Genomic DNA, 16,731 nt, shown 5'->3' on the forward strand with positions numbered 1-16,731 from the left:
GCGGTTCGGTGCCGTCAACGCCTCGTCGTTCACGGTGGTGTCGGCGACGCAGATCACCGCGACGGTTCCGGCGGGGTCGGGCACGGTGCAGGTGACCGTGACGACGCCCGGCGGCACCAGCAACGGTGTGGCGTTCACGTACCTTCCCGTTCCCCAGCTGGTGAGCGTGGTTCCCGGGGCGGGGCCGACTTCGGGCGGGAACACGGTCACGCTGACGGGCAGCGGGCTGGGCGCTGCCACCGCGGTCGCCTTCGGGTCCGCGCCGGCCGCCTTCACCGCCGTGTCGGACAGCAGCCTGGTCGCCACGGCGCCCGCGGGCTCGGGCACGGTGCAGGTGACCGTGACCACCCCCGGCGGCACCAGCAACGGCCTCGCCTACACCTACACCGCCGTACCGGTGGTGGCCACGATCGTCCCGGCCCAGGGGCCGACTTCGGGCGGGAACACGGTCACGCTGACGGGGAGCGGGTTCACGGGGGCGACGGCGGTGCGGTTCGGTGCCGTCAACGCCTCGTCGTTCACGGTGGTGTCGGCGACGCAGATCACCGCGACCGTGCCGACCGGGGGGCCGGGGCCGTCCGGCGTCACCGTCACCACGGCCGGCGGAACCAGCCTCCCCGTGCCCTACTTCTACCTGAGCAACCCCCAGCTCACCGCTGTGGTCCCCGGCGAAGGCCCCGTCAGCGGCGGAACCACCGTCACCGTCACCGGAAGCAATCTGCTGGGGGTGACGGCGGTGCGGTTCGGTGCCGTCAACGCCTCGTCGTTCACGGTGGTGTCGGCGACGCAGATCACCGCGACGGTTCCGGCGGGGTCGGGCACGGTGCAGGTGACCGTGACGACGCCCGGCGGCACCAGCAACGGTGTGGCGTTCACCTACCTTCCCGTTCCCCAGCTGGTGAGCGTGGTTCCCGGGGCGGGGCCGACTTCGGGCGGGAACACGGTCACGCTGACGGGCAGCGGGCTGGGCGCTGCCACCGCGGTCGCCTTCGGGTCCGCGCCGGCCGCCTTCACCGCCGTGTCGGACAGCAGCCTGGTCGCCACGGCGCCCGCGGGCTCGGGCACGGTGCAGGTGACCGTGACCACCCCCGGCGGCACCAGCAACGGCCTCGCCTACACCTACACCGCCGCACCGGCGATCTAGTGTGAACATCGCCGATGGCACCGTCCTCGGTGAACTGCACCGCCGCCACCGGGCCATCGAGTTCAAGAAGCTCCTGGCCACGATAGACAAGGCCGTGCCCCGCGAACTCGACGTGCACCTGGTGGGCGACAACTACGCCACCCACAACACCGCCGAGATCAGGACATGGCCGGCCAGGAACCCGCGCTTCCACGTCCACTTCACGCCGACCGGCTCCTCCTGGATCAACCAGGTCGAGCGCGTCCCTCGCGGACTGCCTCACCAAGATCAATCCGCCGGCAGAGCAGAACTTACCCTCGCGATTTGTGGCGCATCACACTAGGGTCGCCGCCACTCTCGGGAGCGGCGCGGGCATCGGAACCCCGCCCCATGGCCGAGCGTCCGACAAACAGTGAGCTCCGACAGCGCCTGCTGTCGGAGCTCACTGTTCTCATCCCGCCGGATCATGTCGCGCGCGGACCGGCGGTTCGGCCGCCGTCCTACAGGTAGGTGTAGGAGGCGCCGTTGCTGGTGCCGGCGGGCGTGGTCACCGTGACGGGGACGGTTCCGCTTCCGGCCGGCGAGACGGCCAGGATGGCTCCGTCGCCCAGCGCGGTGAAGTTCGAGGCCGGGGTGGCGCCGAACAGGACCGATGTCGCGCCGGACAGGCCGTGGCCCACGATGAGGACGGGCAGACCGCCCGTGGCCAGGCCGATGGGCGGCACGAGCGCGAGGATGGTCGGCGGGGTCGGCGGCTGGTAGGTGTAGCTGAGGTTGTTGCTGGTGCCGGAGGGCGTGACCACCGTGACCGGGACGGTCCCGGTCCCGGGCGGGGCGACGGCCGAGATGGCGCCGTCGAACTGGACGGTGTAGCTGAGCGCGGGGGTGGCGCCGAACAGGACCGCCGTGGCCCCGGTCAGTCCGGTGCCGACGAGGAGCACGGGGCTACCCCCGGTTGCCGGACCCTGCGAGGGGACGAGTGCGAGGAGAATCGGGGACATAGGATTCCTCTTTTCCGTCTTCCGAACGCCTGACAAGGCCGTTGCGGCCGAGTCGGGGAGGCGTTTTCCTCACGGTAGGTTCGGGCTCCATCGGGTGGCAATAGGGAATTCGATAAGGGTGGGAGCATGAGGCCGGATCGGGGGCGCACAACTTTTTCGACGCCTCACCGAGCGGAGTCGGAAGCGACCGGAGGCTTGCCACTGGGTATTTTATGTGAGCGCTGGCAAGGGTCTTCCCGGACGCCCGTCGAGGAGTTCTCGAGAATTTGGGAGGGAATCACGGTGGGAGCGCCCGCAAACTGGGGAGATCGTATTCGAAAGTCGGCGAGTACATCCCTTTGACCTGCTGCTATGCTCATGGCGCGGCGCGCCTCGGGGAGCGTGGCGCAGTTTTCATACTTATTCTTGCCGGTGATTCTGGATCGGGGCTTTGTTCGGGCGGCATCACGGCTTCCGGGGCGTCCCCTTGATCCGGTGGCTGCGGTGCGAGTGCGCCCCTGGCTCACTTCATGCGCTGTTGGTGTTCCTGGGTTGAACGGCTTTCCATGGGGTATTCCGGATGTACGCCGTCAACCGGCCGTCTGATCGTCTCGAAGAATTCTTCTGCGTTTCCGAATGGGAAGGTGAGTGTCGTGCCCAACGGTCTGCTCGTCTTCCTCAAGGGCGGCCCTGGAGACATTCCTGAGATTCGGGAAGTGAAATCCGGGGGCGTCGAGATCCGGTTGAGGATCCCTCGCGGGAACGGCTATGAGCACTTCGAGATCACGCAGGACTTCAAGGACGTCGGCGGCGTACTGATGCCCGTCTACCAGTGGTCGTACCGGACCGCCATCGCCGAGTAGGTGCGCCCGCCACCGCCTGCCCGGCATCCGACACCGGCGCCGGGCCCCGGGAGCCGCACACCGACGCGGCGCCGCTCCGCACCACCCCACCCCCCACCCCACCCCCCACCCCACTCTCCGAGGTGAGCAATGACCAGCGACCGTCCCGTACGAGTACGGACAGAGCGTCAGCCCCGCACCTGTGGGGACGCGTCGTGAGCGGGCCCTCCGGCCGGCGCCCGCGAGGCGGCAGCGGCGGGCGGGACACCGTGGTCACCGGCATGGGGTTCTGCCTGCCGGGCGAGGAGCAGCCGCTGTTCACCGCGGGCGAGGTCTGGGACGTGGCCTCCAACGGCCGCTCGTGCCTCAAGCACCACGGTGTCTACTACGGCTCCGTCGATCTGCCGGACGCGGCGTTCGCGGAGCGCCTGCCCGGACTGCCGGGCATCTTCTCCCAGCACTACACCAACGCGCACCGTTACGGGCTGGTGTCCCTCGTGGAAGCCTGCTCGGACGCCCGACTGAGCATCGGGGACGGCGACCTCACCGACGCCGCCGTCCTGGTCGGGCGCGGGGGCATCGACGCCAACGTCGCCAGCTACCTCGAGGTCCTGCACGCCGACGCGGGCGCCATCTCGCCGCACCAGGCGATGGAGCTGTTCGTCAGGGCCCAGCAGGGACTCACCCCTTCCGACGTGGCGCTGGTCCAAGGGGCGCTGATGCGTACGAGCGGCCCCTGCTTCACCGTGTCGTGCGGTTGCGCGTCCTCCGCCGTCCAGATCGGCAACGCCCGCCGCATGATCGCGGACGGCGAGACCGACCTCGTCGTCGTCACCGGCGTGGACGTGTTCAGCGTGGACGTGATCCAGAACGTCCAGCGTCTGCTGCACGGCGCCCAGCGCGCCTACGACACGATCCGCGTCGACGGCATGCCCGATCTCCTCCCGGCCTTCGACCGGGTCATGAGGCCCTACGACCGGCGGGCCGACTGCGTGAACCACGGGGAGGGGTCGGTGACCCTGGTGCTGGAGAGCCGCGACCACGCCCAGCAGCGCGGGGCGTTCACCTACGGCCAGGTCCTGTCGCACGGCATGACCCGCGACGGCCTGTCCAACCCGCTCGCAAGCGACGAGAACGGCGCCTCGCTGGTCGCCGCCATCCGCAAGTGCCTCGGCGACCGGTGGGACATCGGCCAGATCCCCTACATCCACGGCGGAAGCGACGGCGACGTCGTCGTGACCGCGTTCGAGGCGAACGCCGCCCGACAGCTCTACGGCGACGCCGTCGGAGACCTCCTGATGACCTCCCAGGAAGCCTGCTTCGGCCACAACGGCGCCCCGGCGGGAGCCCTGGGCGTCGCCCTGACCCTCCTGATGCTGGGGCGGGGGGAGGTGTGCCCCACCGCGAACTGCGAGGAGCCGGCCGACAACATCTGCTTCGACCCCGTCCCCGGGCTGCGCACCCGGCACCTGGAGTTCGACTACGCGCTCACCTGCAACTACCAGATCGGTGGCGTCAAGAGCGCGATCCTGCTGGGCAACTCGGACGTCGACTGACCCCGGCATCCGCCGACCGCACCGCCGGACGGCGAGCGCTCCCCACCCCCGTCCGCGCAAGCGCGTAGGAGAGCATGTGATGGGCCACACAGAGAACCTGAGGGCCGCTGACGCGCACATCGCCGTCGTCGGCATGGGATGCCGGCTTCCCCGCGACATCGACTCGCCCGCCGCGCTGTGGCGGCTGCTCGAAGCCGGCCGGGACGCGGTCGGCCAACCGCCGATCGGCCGCGCGGGGCACATGGCCGCGGCTCCGGCCCACGCCGCCGGGCCGATACCGCCGTGGGGCGGATACCTCGGCGACGTCGCCGGCTTCGACGCCGACTTCTTCGGGGTCTCGGGCAAGGAGGCCGACGTCCTGGACCCCCAGCACCGGCTGCTCCTGGAAGTGACGTGGGAGGCACTCGAACACGCCGGGCTCCCCCCGGAGCGGCTGGCAGGGACCTCCACGGGACTGTTCTCGGGCCTGAGCTACACCGACTACATGGAGTCCCTCGCCGGCCACCCCCGGGAACTCGAGGGCGCGGTCCTGACCAACGGGCACTGCGTCGCCCCGGGGCGCATCTCCTACCTGCTGGGCCTGCAGGGCCCCTGCGTGGCACTGGACACCGCGTGCTCGTCCTCGCTCGTGGCGGTCCACCTGGCCTGCCAGGCCCTGCGCGACGGCGAGTGCGATCTCGCGCTGGCCGGCGGCGTCACCCTCGTACTCGGGGCCAGGACGACGATGTCCTTCGCCCGCATGGGGATGCTCTCGCCCACCGGCCGGTGCCGGACCTTCGACGCGGCCGCGGACGGCTTCGTCCGCGGCGAAGGCTGCGGCGTCGTCGTCCTCAAGCGCCTCGAGGACGCGCTACGGGACGACGACCGCGTCCTGGCCCTGGTCCGCGGCTCGGCGGTCAACCAGGACGGCCGCTCCGACGTCCTGGCCTCACCCTCCGCCGGGGCCCAGCAGGCCCTCTACCGCCAGGCCCTCGCCCGAGCCGGAACCGACCCGCGCGACGTGGGCCTGGTGGAGACGCACGGCACCGGCACACCCGTCGGCGACCCCGTCGAGTTCTCCAGCCTGGCCGCGGTCTACGGCACCGGACAGGGGCGCTGCGCGCTGGGTTCGGTGAAGACGAACGTGGGCCACCTGGAACCGGCGGCCGGCGTCATCGGCCTGATCAAGGCGGTGCTCTGCCTCCGGCGCGGGCTCGTCCCGCCCAACCTGCACTTCACCCGGTGGAACCCGGCCATCAGCGCCGAGGGCACCCGCCTGTTCGTCCCCACCGGCCTGTCCGCCTGGCCCACCCGGACGGCCTCGCGACTGGCCGCGGTGTCCTCCTTCGGCTTCTCCGGGACCAACGCCCACGTGGTCCTCGAACAGGCCCCGGCCCGCCGCCGCACCGTCGTCCTCCCCGGCACTCCCACCGCCGCCACCGCCGCACACGCGGCCGCCGTCCCCGCCGGCGCCCCGCCGTCGCGGCCGCAGGCCGCCCCACCCCACGTCTTCCTCCTCGCCGCCGGCTCCCCGGACGCACTGCCCGCCGCCGCCGCGCGCCTGGCCCACTGGCTGGAGGACGAGGGAGCCGCCACCCCCTTGCGCGACATCGCCCACACCCTCGCCCTGCGCCGCTCCCCCGGGCGCGGCCGGCTCGGTGTGGTGGCCGACTCCCACCGCGACCTGGCGCACGCCCTGCAGTCCTTCGAAGCCGGCCGGGCCCACCCCGGCGTCGTACGCGGCCACGTGGGCGCGGGCGTCACCCGCCGTCCCGTCTGGGTGTTCTCCGGCCAGGGCTCGCAGTGGCAGGGCATGGGGCACGGCCTGCTCCACCACGAGCCGGCCTTCGCCGAGACCCTGGCCGAAGCCGATGCGCTGATCGACGCCGAGACCGGGTTCTCCGTCCTGCGGGCCGTCCGCGACCGCGAACACGTCAGCGGCTGCGGCCGCGTGCAACCCGCGCTGTTCGCCCTGCAGGTCGCCCTGGCCGCCGCCTGGCGCGACCACGGGGTCGAACCGGCCGCCGTCATCGGCCATTCCATGGGCGAGGTCGCGGCCGCCGTCACCGCCGGAGCGCTCACCCTGGCCGACGGCGTCCGCGTCATCTGCCGACGGTCCGCCCTCCTCACCCGCATCGCCGGAGCCGGCGCCATGGCGAGCGTCGGCCTCGACAGCGCCACCGTCGAGAACGACCTCGCCGCCATCGGCGACGGCACGGTGTCGGTGGCCGTCGTCGCCGCCCCCGACTCGACCGTCGTCGCCGGCACCGCGGCCGCCGTCCGGCACCTGACCACCGCCTGGCAGGCCCGCGGACTCGTGGCACGTCTGATCGACGTCGACGTCGCCTCGCACTGCCCCCAGGTCGACCCGCTGCTCGCGGACCTCGCCGCCGAGCTCACCGAGCTCACCCCCAGCCGGCCGACCGTCCCCTTCTACACCACCGTCCTGGACGACCCCCGCGACACCCCGGTCTTCGACGCCGCCTACTGGTGCGCCAACCTGCGCCGACCCGTACGCTTCGGCGCCGCCGTGGCCGCGGCCGCCGCCGACCGCCACCAGGTGTACCTCGAGATCTCGCCGCACGCCGTCGTCACCCGCCCCCTCGCCCAGAGCCTGACCGGCCTGCTCCACGAGCCCGTGATCCTGCCGACACTGCGCAAGGGGGAAGACGACCGCACCACCTTCCGCACCCAGCTCGCCGCCCTGCACTGCGCGGGGGTCGGCGTCGACTGGTCCCGCCTCTACGCAGGCGGCCGCCTGGCCGACGTACCCGCGCTGACCTTCGACCGCCGACCCCACTGGACCGACACCACCCCGCCCGCAGCGGCCTCCCCGCACACCGAGAGCACCCCCGCCGCCCTGCCGGGAGCACACACGGAGGTGCCCGGCGACCAGCCCCGCCACACCTGGCACGCCGACACCGGCACCGACGTCCTGCCCTGGATGGCCGACCACCGCGTCCACGGCCGGCCGGTCCTGCCCGGCGCCGCCTACTGCGCCCTGGCCCTGACCGCGGCCGGCGAGGTGTTCCGCGGCGCCGCGCACGATGTCGAAGCGACCGACATCCGCTTCCGCGAGCTGCTGCACCTCGACGCCCGCACGCCCGTCGGCACGACCGTCACCCTGACCGGCGCCGACCGCGCCGACTGCGAAGTCTTCGGCCGCGACAGGGACGGGACCTGGGTACGGCAGGCCACCGCGGTCCTGCGCCGCATCGACGCCTCCCCCCGGACACCGGTGCTCCCCGCGGCCGCACTGGCCGCCGACCACCCCGTCGTCCTGGATCCGCACGCCCTCTACGCGAGCCTGCGCGCACGGGGCCTGGAGCACGGACCCGCCTTCAGCGGCATCACCGAGCTGCGCACCTGCGCCCAGGGCGACAGCTTCTGGGCCCGCGTGACGCTGCCGGACCCGGCACGCACCGCCCGCCACGGCCTGCGGATCCACCCGGTCCTCCTGGACCTGTGCGCCCAACTCGTCGTCGCCGGCCTGATCGACGAACCGGGCCACGGCCTGGTACTGCCAGTCGGGATGCGCGCCGTGCGGATCCTCGCAGCCCCCGAGGACGCCTGCTACGCGCACGCCCGGCTCACCCACACCGCCGCGGACGCCATCGTCGGGGACGTGCGGCTGCTGGACGAGGCGGGAAACCCCCTCGTCGAGATCGACGCGCTGCGCTTCGTACGCCGCGGCGCGGAGGCCGACGAAACCGTCGACCGGTGGTTCCTCGAGACCCGCTGGCAGCCGGTGCCGCGCCGGGAGGGCCTCGAACCGCCCGCCCCGGGCCCCTGGCTCGTCATCGGCGAGGCGGACGGATCCGCCCGGGCACTGGCGGACGCCCTCGAGCTCGCCGGAGCCCGCACCGACGTCCTCGACGTCCCCGTCGACAGTGCCGCCCTCCAGCCGCTCAAGCAGAGCATCGCCCGGCACTGGGACTCCGCACCCGCACCGTGCGCCGTGGTCCTCCTGTCCGCGCCGTCCGCGCCCGAGGACGACGCCGCCGCGATCGCGCTGTGCCGCACCCGCCGCCTGCTCGCCGCCGCACAGAGCGCGATCGCGCGCGGCACGCCCGCCCGCCTGTTCGCCGTCACCCGGTCCGCCCACGCTCCGGAGCCGGGGCAGCCCGCCGACCCCGCCCAGAGCGCCCTGCGCGGACTCGTGCGCGTCCTGACGCACGAACACCCGGAGCTGCGGGCGACCCTCATCGACGCCGACCGTGCCGACACCGGCCTGCACCGGCTCGCGGCCGAACTCCTCGCCGACCCCCCCGAGGACGAGATCGCCCTGCGCGGTGACACCCGGCACATCGCCCGGCTGTCCTACACCCCCCTGTCGGAGACCGAACGCGCCGCCGCCGTCACCCGCACCGTGCGCTACGGCGCCGACCGCTTCCAGCTCCACGCGGGGCGGCTCGGCGACCTCGACGCCCTGCGCCTGACCACCTCACCACGGCGTGCCCCCGGCCCCGGTGAGGTCGAACTGCGCCTCCACGCCGCGGGCGTGAACTTCCGCGACGTGCTCACCGCCATGGGCATGCTGGCGACCGACGACGAGGCGGGCTACCGCATCGGCTTCGAAGCCACTGGCGTGGTCACCGCAGTCGGACCGGGCGTCAGGAACGTGTGCGTCGGCGACAGCGTCCTCGCCGCCGACGTGCGAGGCGGACTCTTCACGACCTTCGCCACCCTGCCCGCCGCCGCGGTCGCCCCCGTCCCGGCGGGCCTGCCCGCGGAGACGGCCGCCGGGCTGCCCGTCGCCTACCTCACCGCCTGGTACGCACTGCGCCGCCTCGCCAGGCTCGCCGGCGGCGAGCGCGTCCTGATCCACAGCGCCACCGGCGGCACCGGACTGGCCGCGATCGCGGTCGCGCGGCGCCTGGGCGCCGAGGTGCTCGCCACCGCCGGCAGCGAGGACAGGCGCCAGTACCTGCGCGCGATGGGCATCCGGCACGTCATGGACTCCCGCTCGCTGGACTTTGCCGAGCAGACCCGCGACGCCACCGCCGGAGAGGGTGTCGACGTGGTCCTCAACTCCCTCTCCGGGCCCGCCATCAGGGCCGGACTGGAGACGCTGCGCCCCTTCGGCAGGTTCATCGAGCTGGGTGTGCGCGACATCCTCGCCGACACCCCGCTGGGTCTCGCACCGCTACGGCACAACATCACCATGAGCACGGTCGACCTCGTCGAGCTCCAGGACACCCGCCCGGACACCTTCGCCGAGCTGCTGGGCGAGGTCCTCGCCGAACTCCGCCAGGGCGCCCTCGCCCCGCTGCCGTGCCGGACCTATCCGCTCGCGCAGGCCTCCGACGCCTTCCGCCTCATGGCCGGCGCCGGGCACATCGGCAAACTGGTCCTGACGGTGCCCGGCGAAGGCCACACCACCGCCGTACTGCGCGACCCGCCCTCGCCGGTACGGGCGGACGGCGCCTACGTCGTCACGGGCGGCCTGCGCGGCGTCGGCCTCGCCACGGCCCTGTGGCTGGCGGGCCGAGGCGCCGCCCACCTCGTCCTCAACGGACGCACGTCCCCCTCCGCCGAGACCGAACGGGTCCTCGCCGGACTGTGCGAACAGGGGACCCGCGTCAGCGTCGTGCTCGGAGACATCGCGCAGCCCGGCGTCGCCGAGCAGCTGGTGGCCGAGGCCACCGCGGGCGGCGGGACACTGCGCGGCGTGGTCCACGCCGCGATGGTCCTCGACGACGCCGCGGTGTCCAACATCACCGACGACCAGCTCGAACGCGTCTGGCATCCCAAGGTCACCGGCGCCTGGCGCCTCCACGAGGCCACCACCGGACTGCCGCTCGACTGGTTCGTCCTGTACTCCTCCATGGCCTCCCTGCTCGGCAACCCGGGCCAGGGCGCCTACTCGGCCGCCAACGCGTGGCTCGACGCGTTCGCCACCTGGCGCACCGCCCTGGAGCTGCCCACGTTGGCCGTGAACTGGGGGCCCTGGGGCGAAACCGGGGTCGCCACCGGCTTCGCGGCCCGCGGCTACCAGACCATTCCCACCGCAGAAGGACTCGAGGCCCTGGCGGCGCTCCTGACCCACGGCCGTGTACGCACCGGCGTGATCCCGGGCCCGCCGGACACCTGGATCCCCCCGGCCGGGCGGGCGTCCTCGCTGTTCGCCCTCTTCACGCCCGAGGCACCCGGCACCCCCGTACAGGCGTCCGGGCAGGATGCGGCGCGCGACATCCGGGACGAGCTGCGGGCCGCGGAACCCGGCCTCGCCCGCCGCACGGTCCTCGAGGACCACCTGGCCGGACACATCCGCACCGTGCTCCGGCTGGGGGCCAGCACCCTGGACCCGCAGACCCCGCTGAACGCGCTCGGGTTCGACTCCCTGCTCCGCATCGAACTGCGCACCCGCTTGGAGGCCTCCCTCGGCGTCAGGCTCGCCGGCGACTTCGTCGCGGGCCACCCCACGCTGGCAGCTCTCGCCGACGGCCTCGCACAGCACATCGGCATCAGCCTGACCGCCGACGCTCCACCGGATCCCCCCGGCCGGGCCACGCCCCGGGCCGCGGACATCATCGCTCCCCGCTCGCCGCGGTCGGCCCGGCCGTCGGACGCCGCCGCCGGCACCGAACCGCCGAGGAAGAACCCATGAGCTCACTGCGGGCCGCCGGCGCCAAGCCACTGCCGGACCGCCAAGCACGGGATCCCGGCCTTGCCGGGGGAGGGAATCGGGGGACGGCCATGACCTTCGCAGACTCGCCACGCTCGGGCCCGCACGACACGCGGGGACGGCGCGTCACCATGTTCGTCCTGCCGGAGACCCACTGCGTGGGACCCGTGCGCCGTGCCGTGAACGCCATTCTCAGCCTCTGGGATATAGCACACCTCACCGAGGACGCCGAACTCCTGACCTCTGAGCTCCTGACGAACGCAATCCGGTACACCGATAGCGAGCACCGGATCAGGGTGACCATCGCGCTCGAGCAGCGGTGGCTGTCGATCGGGATCCGGGACCGCTCCGCGATTGCTCCCCGGGCGTACCGGGCAACCGCCTCCCAAGAAGGCGGGCGCGGGCTGCTGCTGGTGGAGAGCATCGCCGGCTCGTGGGGGTACCGTTTCCATGTCGACGGAACCAAGACGGTTTCCTGCCGACTGCCGCTGTGAGGCCGCGCGCCGTCCCGGACCCCGCCGGCCGTGCCCGCCGCACGAACGGTTCGGCACCGGTCCTCACGGCGCGCGCGATTCGAGCGTCCTTCAATATGCAATTCCCGCGCCGCTCGGCAGAATTCCCCAATAAGTGTACGTGATTGTATTGGGAGCCGGGGTGGAGTTCCCGGTCGGGGTGGCGGTAAACATGCTCCCTGAAATTGCCCACGCCATATCCGGAAAGAAACGTTTCCGCTCCTTGAGTGGTTCGGTCGCATGCTGTATTTTTCGACCATGCCTGGCGGCCGCCGCTAATTCAAGGCGCTTTGCGGCGGCGAAATTCCGATAGCTGGGAGTCTGGATGCTGAGTGCAGAGGAATACCGAGAGATTTGCGCCATGCGCCACCAGGGCTGGTCCATCTCGGCGATCGCCCGGTGCATGGGCCGTGACCGCAAGACGGTCACGGCCTACCTCAACGGGGAGCGGACCGTAGGGGTCCGGGCGGAGACCCGTGACGAGTTCCTGCAGTTCGTCCCGTACTGCCGGCAGCGCCTCGACGACGATCCGCACCTGCAGGCGAGAACGCTCCACGGCGAGATCGTCGAGCTGGGCTACAACCGCGCCTACTCGACCTTCACCCGCGCCCTGCGCAGGCATCTGATGTGGCCGCGTCGCGGACCGCGCCACCGCGGGAGGGCCAGCCCCGGCCGAGGCCCCCTGGAAGACGTGCAGTTCGACTGGGTACGGCTCCCGGCCCCACCCGTCGAATGGGACTGCGGGCAAGAGATGTACCTGCTCATGGGCTCGCTCACGCGATCCGGCCACTGGCGGGCCGCCCTGGCCGGCACCACCGACCTCCCGCACTGCGTGGAAGCCCTGGACCAGGTGCTGCGCCGCCTCGGCGGCACCGGCGAGCGCTGGTTATTCGACCGGACCGCGCCGGTCTGCTCGACGGCCGGCAAGGTGACCGCCGTCTTCCACGAGATCGCGATCCACTACGGCGCCTCCATCGCGATCCGCCCGCAGACGGGAGCGCCCAACCCGGTCGTCCGCGCCCACCGCTCCGTCGTCCTCCACTGGTGGGACACCGCGACCGGCGAACCCGGCGTGCAGGCGGCCCAGGACAGCCTCGACCGCCTGACCGAGCGCTTGGGCAGCCGGAACCGGCCGTCGGGCTGCCGCACCCGAGCCCTGCTGCCCCTGCCCTCGAAGCCGTTCCCGGCGCGTATCTGCGTCCAGCGCAGGGTCGACCCCCGCGGACTCGTGCCGTTCGAGGGCAACCTCTACCTGCTCCCCGCGGGTCTCGTCGGCAACGAGGTGAGGATCCGCCGACGGCTGGACGAACCCCACCTGTCGATCACCACCACCCGCGGGGCGGTCATCGCCTGCTTCCGGAGGGCGCCGAGGGGGGCGGGCCGGACGGTCGCCGGGCACGACGGCCCGATCGCCCTGGAACGGCCCGGCCGGACCACCGGCGCCGGGGGGCGAGCCCGCAGGACACCGTGTCCGTCGACTCCGCACCCGAGGACCGCTCCGTGAGCATCGGACCGAGCACCAGCGCGCTGCTCGAGACCACCGGCCGCACCCGCAGACAGGACGTCACAGCGTCCTACGTGGCCCTGGCCCAGGCCTGCGCGGCCACCGGCGACGACGCCCGGCACGCCGAGCTGGTCAGCGACCACCCCCACGACGTCTGGTCGCTGCCCGCCTCGCGCGCGATCGCCCTGGTACACACGGGTCAGGACGAGGCATGGGCGCTGGTGCGGGGCGCGGAGCTGCTGGAACAGCACCGGGTGGCCGTCGTCACCCCGTACTACGGCGGCGTGCGCACGGCTGCCGGCCGGGCCGTCACCTTCTGGCACGACCCCGGGGAACGGCGCCGGGACGAGTCACTGAGCGCCCGGGTGACCGCCGCGGTGCACCGGATCCATCCCGGGTCCGCGCTGTGGCTGGAGGACCACGACCCGTTCGCCGGCCTGCTGGACGGCCTGGACGACACCCCGCTGAGCGAGTCCGCCCGCCGGTTCCTGTTCGAGTGCACCGCCTGGCTGCGCGCGCAGTGGGCAGGCATCGACTGGCCGACCCCGCCCACCGTCATCCTCGGCGCCCGACGACTCGCTCACTGCCACGACGGCGGGACGCACCCGCGGCTGGCGCTGCGCAGACCGCTGTGGCGCGGCCACCGGGAGTGGGACCTGGTCGCCGCGCGCTGGAGCAACGAGCTGCTGCGCGGCCGCCGCGACGACTTGCAGGCCTACCACCGCACCTACACCACGCACGGCCGCACCGACGACGCCGCGATGCCCTGCGACCGCATCGGCGCGTGGTCGGGCTACCAGGTCGTGCGGGACGTCGTCGTGCTCACCGCCGTGATGGACACCGTGCGCCGCGCCCGCCTCGACTCCCGGACCCGCGACCTGGCGGTCCACCAAGTGGCGTGCCTGCGCGGCGCCCGGCTGGCCCCGTGGGACTGGGGGCAGCGGTGACGGCGGCGGCGGTCGGGTAGGAGAAGCCGAAGGGACGGAGCGGAAGACCCGATCCGCTCCGCAGCGGCGGTCGCGTTCCGCGCATCGGCTGTCGCGGCCCACTTCCCGAGCCGGCCGGGAGCTCCACTTTCCCTTCCCCGCGCGCTGGTCCGACGGACCCGACGCCGTCCGCGCCCGCTGGCGCGCCCTCGTCACCACCCGCCAGGACCTCGGACGACAAGCAACGGCGCACCCTCGCCCACCTGATCGGCGAACGCACCGCCGCCGTGCTGCGCCTGCTGTACCCCTGCGAACATCCCGACCCCGTGGCAGTCCTCCCCCGGGTCCGGGCCGCCCTCGACCCGCTCCTGCAGTGGAGTGCGAACACCCGGGTCCTGTACCGGCAGACCCAGCAGCTCAAGGCCTGGTCCGCCGCCCTGGCCACGCCCTTGATGCGCTGACCCCACCACCCACCACGTAGGAACCATGACCACCGCCCGGACGACGCACAACCCACCACGGTCGCGGAGACCCTCCCTTCGGGACTCCGCGGCGCGCTCAGTCCGCGCGCAGAATCCGGGAGACGTAGATCTGCGGCGGATCCGCGCTCTCGTTCACCGCGTACTCCACCAGACCGAGGTCCCGGCGCAGCGGCGCCGAGTGCATGCCGGACCGTCCGGGGACGGGCATGCTCAGGTGCGGGAAGGGGTGTTCGCGCAGGTCGACGATGAACGCCACGACGGCGGAGAAGACGTCGGCGGGGATGTCCGGGTCGCCAAGGAATTCCTCAACGGCTGGAGAGAGGGTGATCGGGTCGTCGTCGTCCGGGAACTCGGTGTAGTCGCTCACAGGGCCCCGAGTCGGCGCAGGACCGCCGAAGCGGGGGTGCCGGGAGCGGTGCCGGCCTGGACGGCGGCGTGGATGCGGTCGCCCTCCGCGTCCTGGTAGAGCCTGGCTCGCAGCCACCAACGACGCAGGACGCCGCCGATCGTCTCGTCGTTGGCCTCGCCCATCTCCCGGTAGAACTCCATCCGCTGCGCGGGCGGCAGGGCCGCGGCGACGGCGTCCTGGGTGCGCGGGATGGGCTGCTGGCCGTCGTGATGGCCGTGCAGGGGCGCTGCGCTCACCGGTTCCTCCAGAGGCTGTCGTACGGGCGGGACCAGGTACCAGTCTCCTACCTCCGCAGTGCCGACCGATACCCGGGGCCGCTCACGCTCGCAGGCCGGTTCGCCGGGTTCGGCGTGGCAACCGCCCAGTCGGCGGGCAGGCCGGGCACCCGGTGCAGGCCGATCCGGCAGGTACCCCCGCCCAGCACGTGCACCAGCCGCCTGCTCGATGGCAACTGCCCAGTGTCACGCCGTCTTCGGCGTGACCGGTGCGGTGACGGGCCGACGGCGGGGCCGGCCACGGCCCTGACGGCGGGACGGCGGCGCAGGGCAGGCGGCAACGAAGGATGGTCCAGCGCATCCGGGCGCTGGCCAGGGTGCGGTAGCGGAGCGCGCCGCGCTCAGCCACCGAGTCTGCCGCAGGCCGCGACGTTGTTGTGGCTGCAGCTCATCCCGGGCGGGGCAGCAGGGCATCCGGGGTCACCGACAGCGGCGCAGAGCGGGGTGAAGGCCTCGTTGGCCGGGGCCCACTGCTGACCGCCAATGGGCGCGGCGAGGGAGGCCATGGCCTCGGTGCTGGTGCGCAGGGTGAGGCGGTGGCGGTAGGTGGCGATGACCTCGGCGACGGCGTCCAGCTCGCCGATCGGGGAGGAGTCGAGGGCGGCGGCCAGGTCCCGCTCGAACAGGTCGCGGTCGCCGGGCAGGCCGTAGCGGGACAGCGCGGTGCGCAGCTCGTGCAGGGTGGCTGGCCGAGGCGCGGCCGCGTCCTGGTGGTCGGGCTGGGTGGTTACCAGGTCCTCCTCGGTGGTGGCGGCCGCCGTGGTGGCGGGCCGCAGGGTCGGGGCGCCGTGGTGAGCGGCGCGGCCGCCCGGCCGACACCCGGCCCCGGAGGTACCTCATGAGCAGCACCCGCGCCGCCCGCTTCGCCGCCGCCTAAGCCCTGCTCCGCGCCGGGGCGGACGTCGACCACCTCGTCCAGAGCGATTTCTGTGCCCGCACCAAGGGAGCCACCGACGCGGCCCCCCGTCACCGGCGACGACGGCACCGTCCACGGCACCGCCGTCGGCCGCTGCGCCTGCGCCCTGCACTGCCCTTCGCCTGGGGTAGGCGGTTCAGGAAGGACGATCCGAGCAGGTCAAAAGCGGGTTGCTGTCCGCAACATGTGTCGCGGACGACAACCCCCTCGGCGCTCAGATAGGGAAGTGCCGGAGAAGGAACTGCGCGAGACCGGTGATCAGCTGCATGCGAATACGCGCCTCCTGCGCGTCCGACAGCCCTGGGTGCGAGCCGTTCGAGTGCGAGATGTCCCAGATCCCCTGAAGCATGGCTCCGCCGTCGCGTTCCGGCAGCGGCTGGCCGAGGGCAGCGGGCGGTCTTCCGCCCGGAGTGTAGAGACTCTTGATCGCGACGCCGCCCTGGTTGGCCTTGCCGTTGTCGGTGTAGCCAGCGTGGTCGACGGCGAGGCTGACGATCAAGCCTTCTAGGGAGTGTTCTGAGTTTGGATCATGATGCGGGTCTCAGGCTGCGGAGCCAGATGACGGCACCGCACAGGTGCAGGCCGGCTTCGTAGCTGGT

At 72.8% G+C, this 16,731-nt stretch carries 14 protein-coding genes; 10 read left to right on the plus strand and 4 right to left on the minus strand.

The window, feature by feature from the left end; translation table 11 throughout:
• The first annotated feature begins 166 nt into the window (after nucleotides 1–166).
• Together ACZ52R_RS40515 and ACZ52R_RS40520 are read left to right on the plus strand one after the other, a co-directional pair.
• Entirely contained in the window at nucleotides 167–1,144 is a 978-nt protein-coding gene (locus ACZ52R_RS40515; RefSeq protein WP_465755290.1) for an IPT/TIG domain-containing protein, read from the plus strand.
• Nucleotide 1,145: 1 nt separating this feature from the next.
• On the plus strand, nucleotides 1,146–1,466 hold the full coding sequence (locus tag ACZ52R_RS40520; protein WP_465625615.1) for a transposase: 321 nt from the start codon (nucleotides 1,146–1,148) through the stop codon (nucleotides 1,464–1,466).
• Nucleotides 1,467–1,623: 157 nt separating this feature from the next.
• Here the strand turns inward: ACZ52R_RS40520 and ACZ52R_RS40525 are convergent, their stop codons facing one another.
• Nucleotides 1,624–2,124, minus strand: coding sequence for an IPT/TIG domain-containing protein (locus ACZ52R_RS40525; protein ID WP_188302620.1), 501 nt, complete (start codon nucleotides 2,122–2,124; stop codon nucleotides 1,624–1,626).
• Nucleotides 2,125–2,756: 632 nt separating this feature from the next.
• On the opposite strand from ACZ52R_RS40525, the gene ACZ52R_RS40530 reads away from it, so the two are divergent.
• The 7 genes from ACZ52R_RS40530 to ACZ52R_RS40560 all read left to right on the plus strand — a co-directional run bounded on the left by ACZ52R_RS40530 (nucleotide 2,757) and on the right by ACZ52R_RS40560 (nucleotide 14,511).
• On the plus strand, nucleotides 2,757–2,966 hold the full coding sequence (locus tag ACZ52R_RS40530; RefSeq protein WP_465625612.1) for a DUF5988 family protein: 210 nt from the start codon (nucleotides 2,757–2,759) through the stop codon (nucleotides 2,964–2,966).
• A 260-nt stretch (nucleotides 2,967–3,226) separates the two neighbouring features.
• Nucleotides 3,227–4,501: a beta-ketoacyl synthase N-terminal-like domain-containing protein gene (locus tag ACZ52R_RS40535; protein WP_465625655.1), complete on the plus strand. Its 1,275-nt coding sequence runs from the start codon at nucleotides 3,227–3,229 to the stop codon at nucleotides 4,499–4,501.
• Between the two features lie 79 nt (nucleotides 4,502–4,580).
• On the plus strand, nucleotides 4,581–11,090 hold the full coding sequence (locus ACZ52R_RS40540; RefSeq protein WP_465755287.1) for an SDR family NAD(P)-dependent oxidoreductase: 6,510 nt from the start codon (nucleotides 4,581–4,583) through the stop codon (nucleotides 11,088–11,090).
• Nucleotides 11,091–11,179: 89 nt separating this feature from the next.
• Nucleotides 11,180–11,602, plus strand: a complete 423-nt coding sequence (locus ACZ52R_RS40545; RefSeq protein WP_465625608.1) for an ATP-binding protein — start codon at nucleotides 11,180–11,182, stop codon at nucleotides 11,600–11,602.
• A 379-nt stretch (nucleotides 11,603–11,981) separates the two neighbouring features.
• The gene (locus ACZ52R_RS40550) at nucleotides 11,982–13,124 is read left to right on the plus strand and encodes a Mu transposase domain-containing protein (protein ID WP_465625606.1); all 1,143 of its coding nucleotides are present in this window, start codon (nucleotides 11,982–11,984) and stop codon (nucleotides 13,122–13,124) included.
• Nucleotides 13,121–14,071 carry a hypothetical protein gene (locus ACZ52R_RS40555; protein ID WP_465665521.1) on the plus strand — a complete coding sequence of 317 codons (951 nt, stop codon included), beginning with the start codon at nucleotides 13,121–13,123 and terminating at the stop codon, nucleotides 14,069–14,071. Before ACZ52R_RS40550 ends, ACZ52R_RS40555 begins: the two co-directional genes overlap by 4 nt.
• A gap of 305 nt (nucleotides 14,072–14,376) precedes the next feature.
• The gene (locus ACZ52R_RS40560) at nucleotides 14,377–14,511 is read left to right on the plus strand and encodes a hypothetical protein (RefSeq protein WP_465625602.1); all 135 of its coding nucleotides are present in this window, start codon (nucleotides 14,377–14,379) and stop codon (nucleotides 14,509–14,511) included.
• Nucleotides 14,512–14,608: 97 nt separating this feature from the next.
• On the opposite strand, the gene ACZ52R_RS40565 is transcribed toward ACZ52R_RS40560, so the two are convergent.
• Both ACZ52R_RS40565 and ACZ52R_RS40570 read right to left on the minus strand, forming a co-directional pair.
• Entirely contained in the window at nucleotides 14,609–14,899 is a 291-nt protein-coding gene (locus ACZ52R_RS40565) for a hypothetical protein (RefSeq protein ID WP_465625600.1), read from the minus strand.
• A complete protein-coding gene (locus tag ACZ52R_RS40570; RefSeq protein WP_465625598.1) occupies nucleotides 14,896–15,177 on the minus strand; it encodes a hypothetical protein in 282 nt (93 codons plus the stop codon). Before ACZ52R_RS40570 ends, ACZ52R_RS40565 begins: the two co-directional genes overlap by 4 nt.
• 575 nt (nucleotides 15,178–15,752) lie before the next feature.
• Here ACZ52R_RS40570 and ACZ52R_RS40575 point away from each other — a divergent pair.
• Nucleotides 15,753–16,058: a hypothetical protein gene (locus tag ACZ52R_RS40575; RefSeq protein ID WP_465625596.1), complete on the plus strand. Its 306-nt coding sequence runs from the start codon at nucleotides 15,753–15,755 to the stop codon at nucleotides 16,056–16,058.
• A 288-nt stretch (nucleotides 16,059–16,346) separates the two neighbouring features.
• Here ACZ52R_RS40575 and ACZ52R_RS40580 read toward each other — a convergent pair whose 3' ends face one another.
• Nucleotides 16,347–16,631: a hypothetical protein gene (locus tag ACZ52R_RS40580; protein ID WP_465755288.1), complete on the minus strand. Its 285-nt coding sequence runs from the start codon at nucleotides 16,629–16,631 to the stop codon at nucleotides 16,347–16,349.
• Nucleotides 16,632–16,731 lie beyond the last annotated feature (100 nt).

The organism is Kitasatospora sp. NPDC034023 (genome assembly GCF_055575795.1).

Excerpts from the sequence above, each read along its gene's own strand:
- ACZ52R_RS40525 (WP_188302620.1), bottom strand. The coding sequence starts at position 2,124 with ATGTCCCCGATTCTCCTCGCACTCGTCCCCTCGCAGGGTCCGGCAACC.
- ACZ52R_RS40535 (WP_465625655.1), top strand. The coding sequence starts at position 3,227 with ATGGGGTTCTGCCTGCCGGGCGAGGAGCAGCCGCTGTTCACCGCGGGC.
- ACZ52R_RS40540 (WP_465755287.1), top strand. The coding sequence starts at position 4,581 with ATGGGCCACACAGAGAACCTGAGGGCCGCTGACGCGCACATCGCCGTC.
- ACZ52R_RS40545 (WP_465625608.1), top strand. The coding sequence starts at position 11,180 with ATGACCTTCGCAGACTCGCCACGCTCGGGCCCGCACGACACGCGGGGA.
- ACZ52R_RS40550 (WP_465625606.1), top strand. The coding sequence starts at position 11,982 with ATGCGCCACCAGGGCTGGTCCATCTCGGCGATCGCCCGGTGCATGGGC.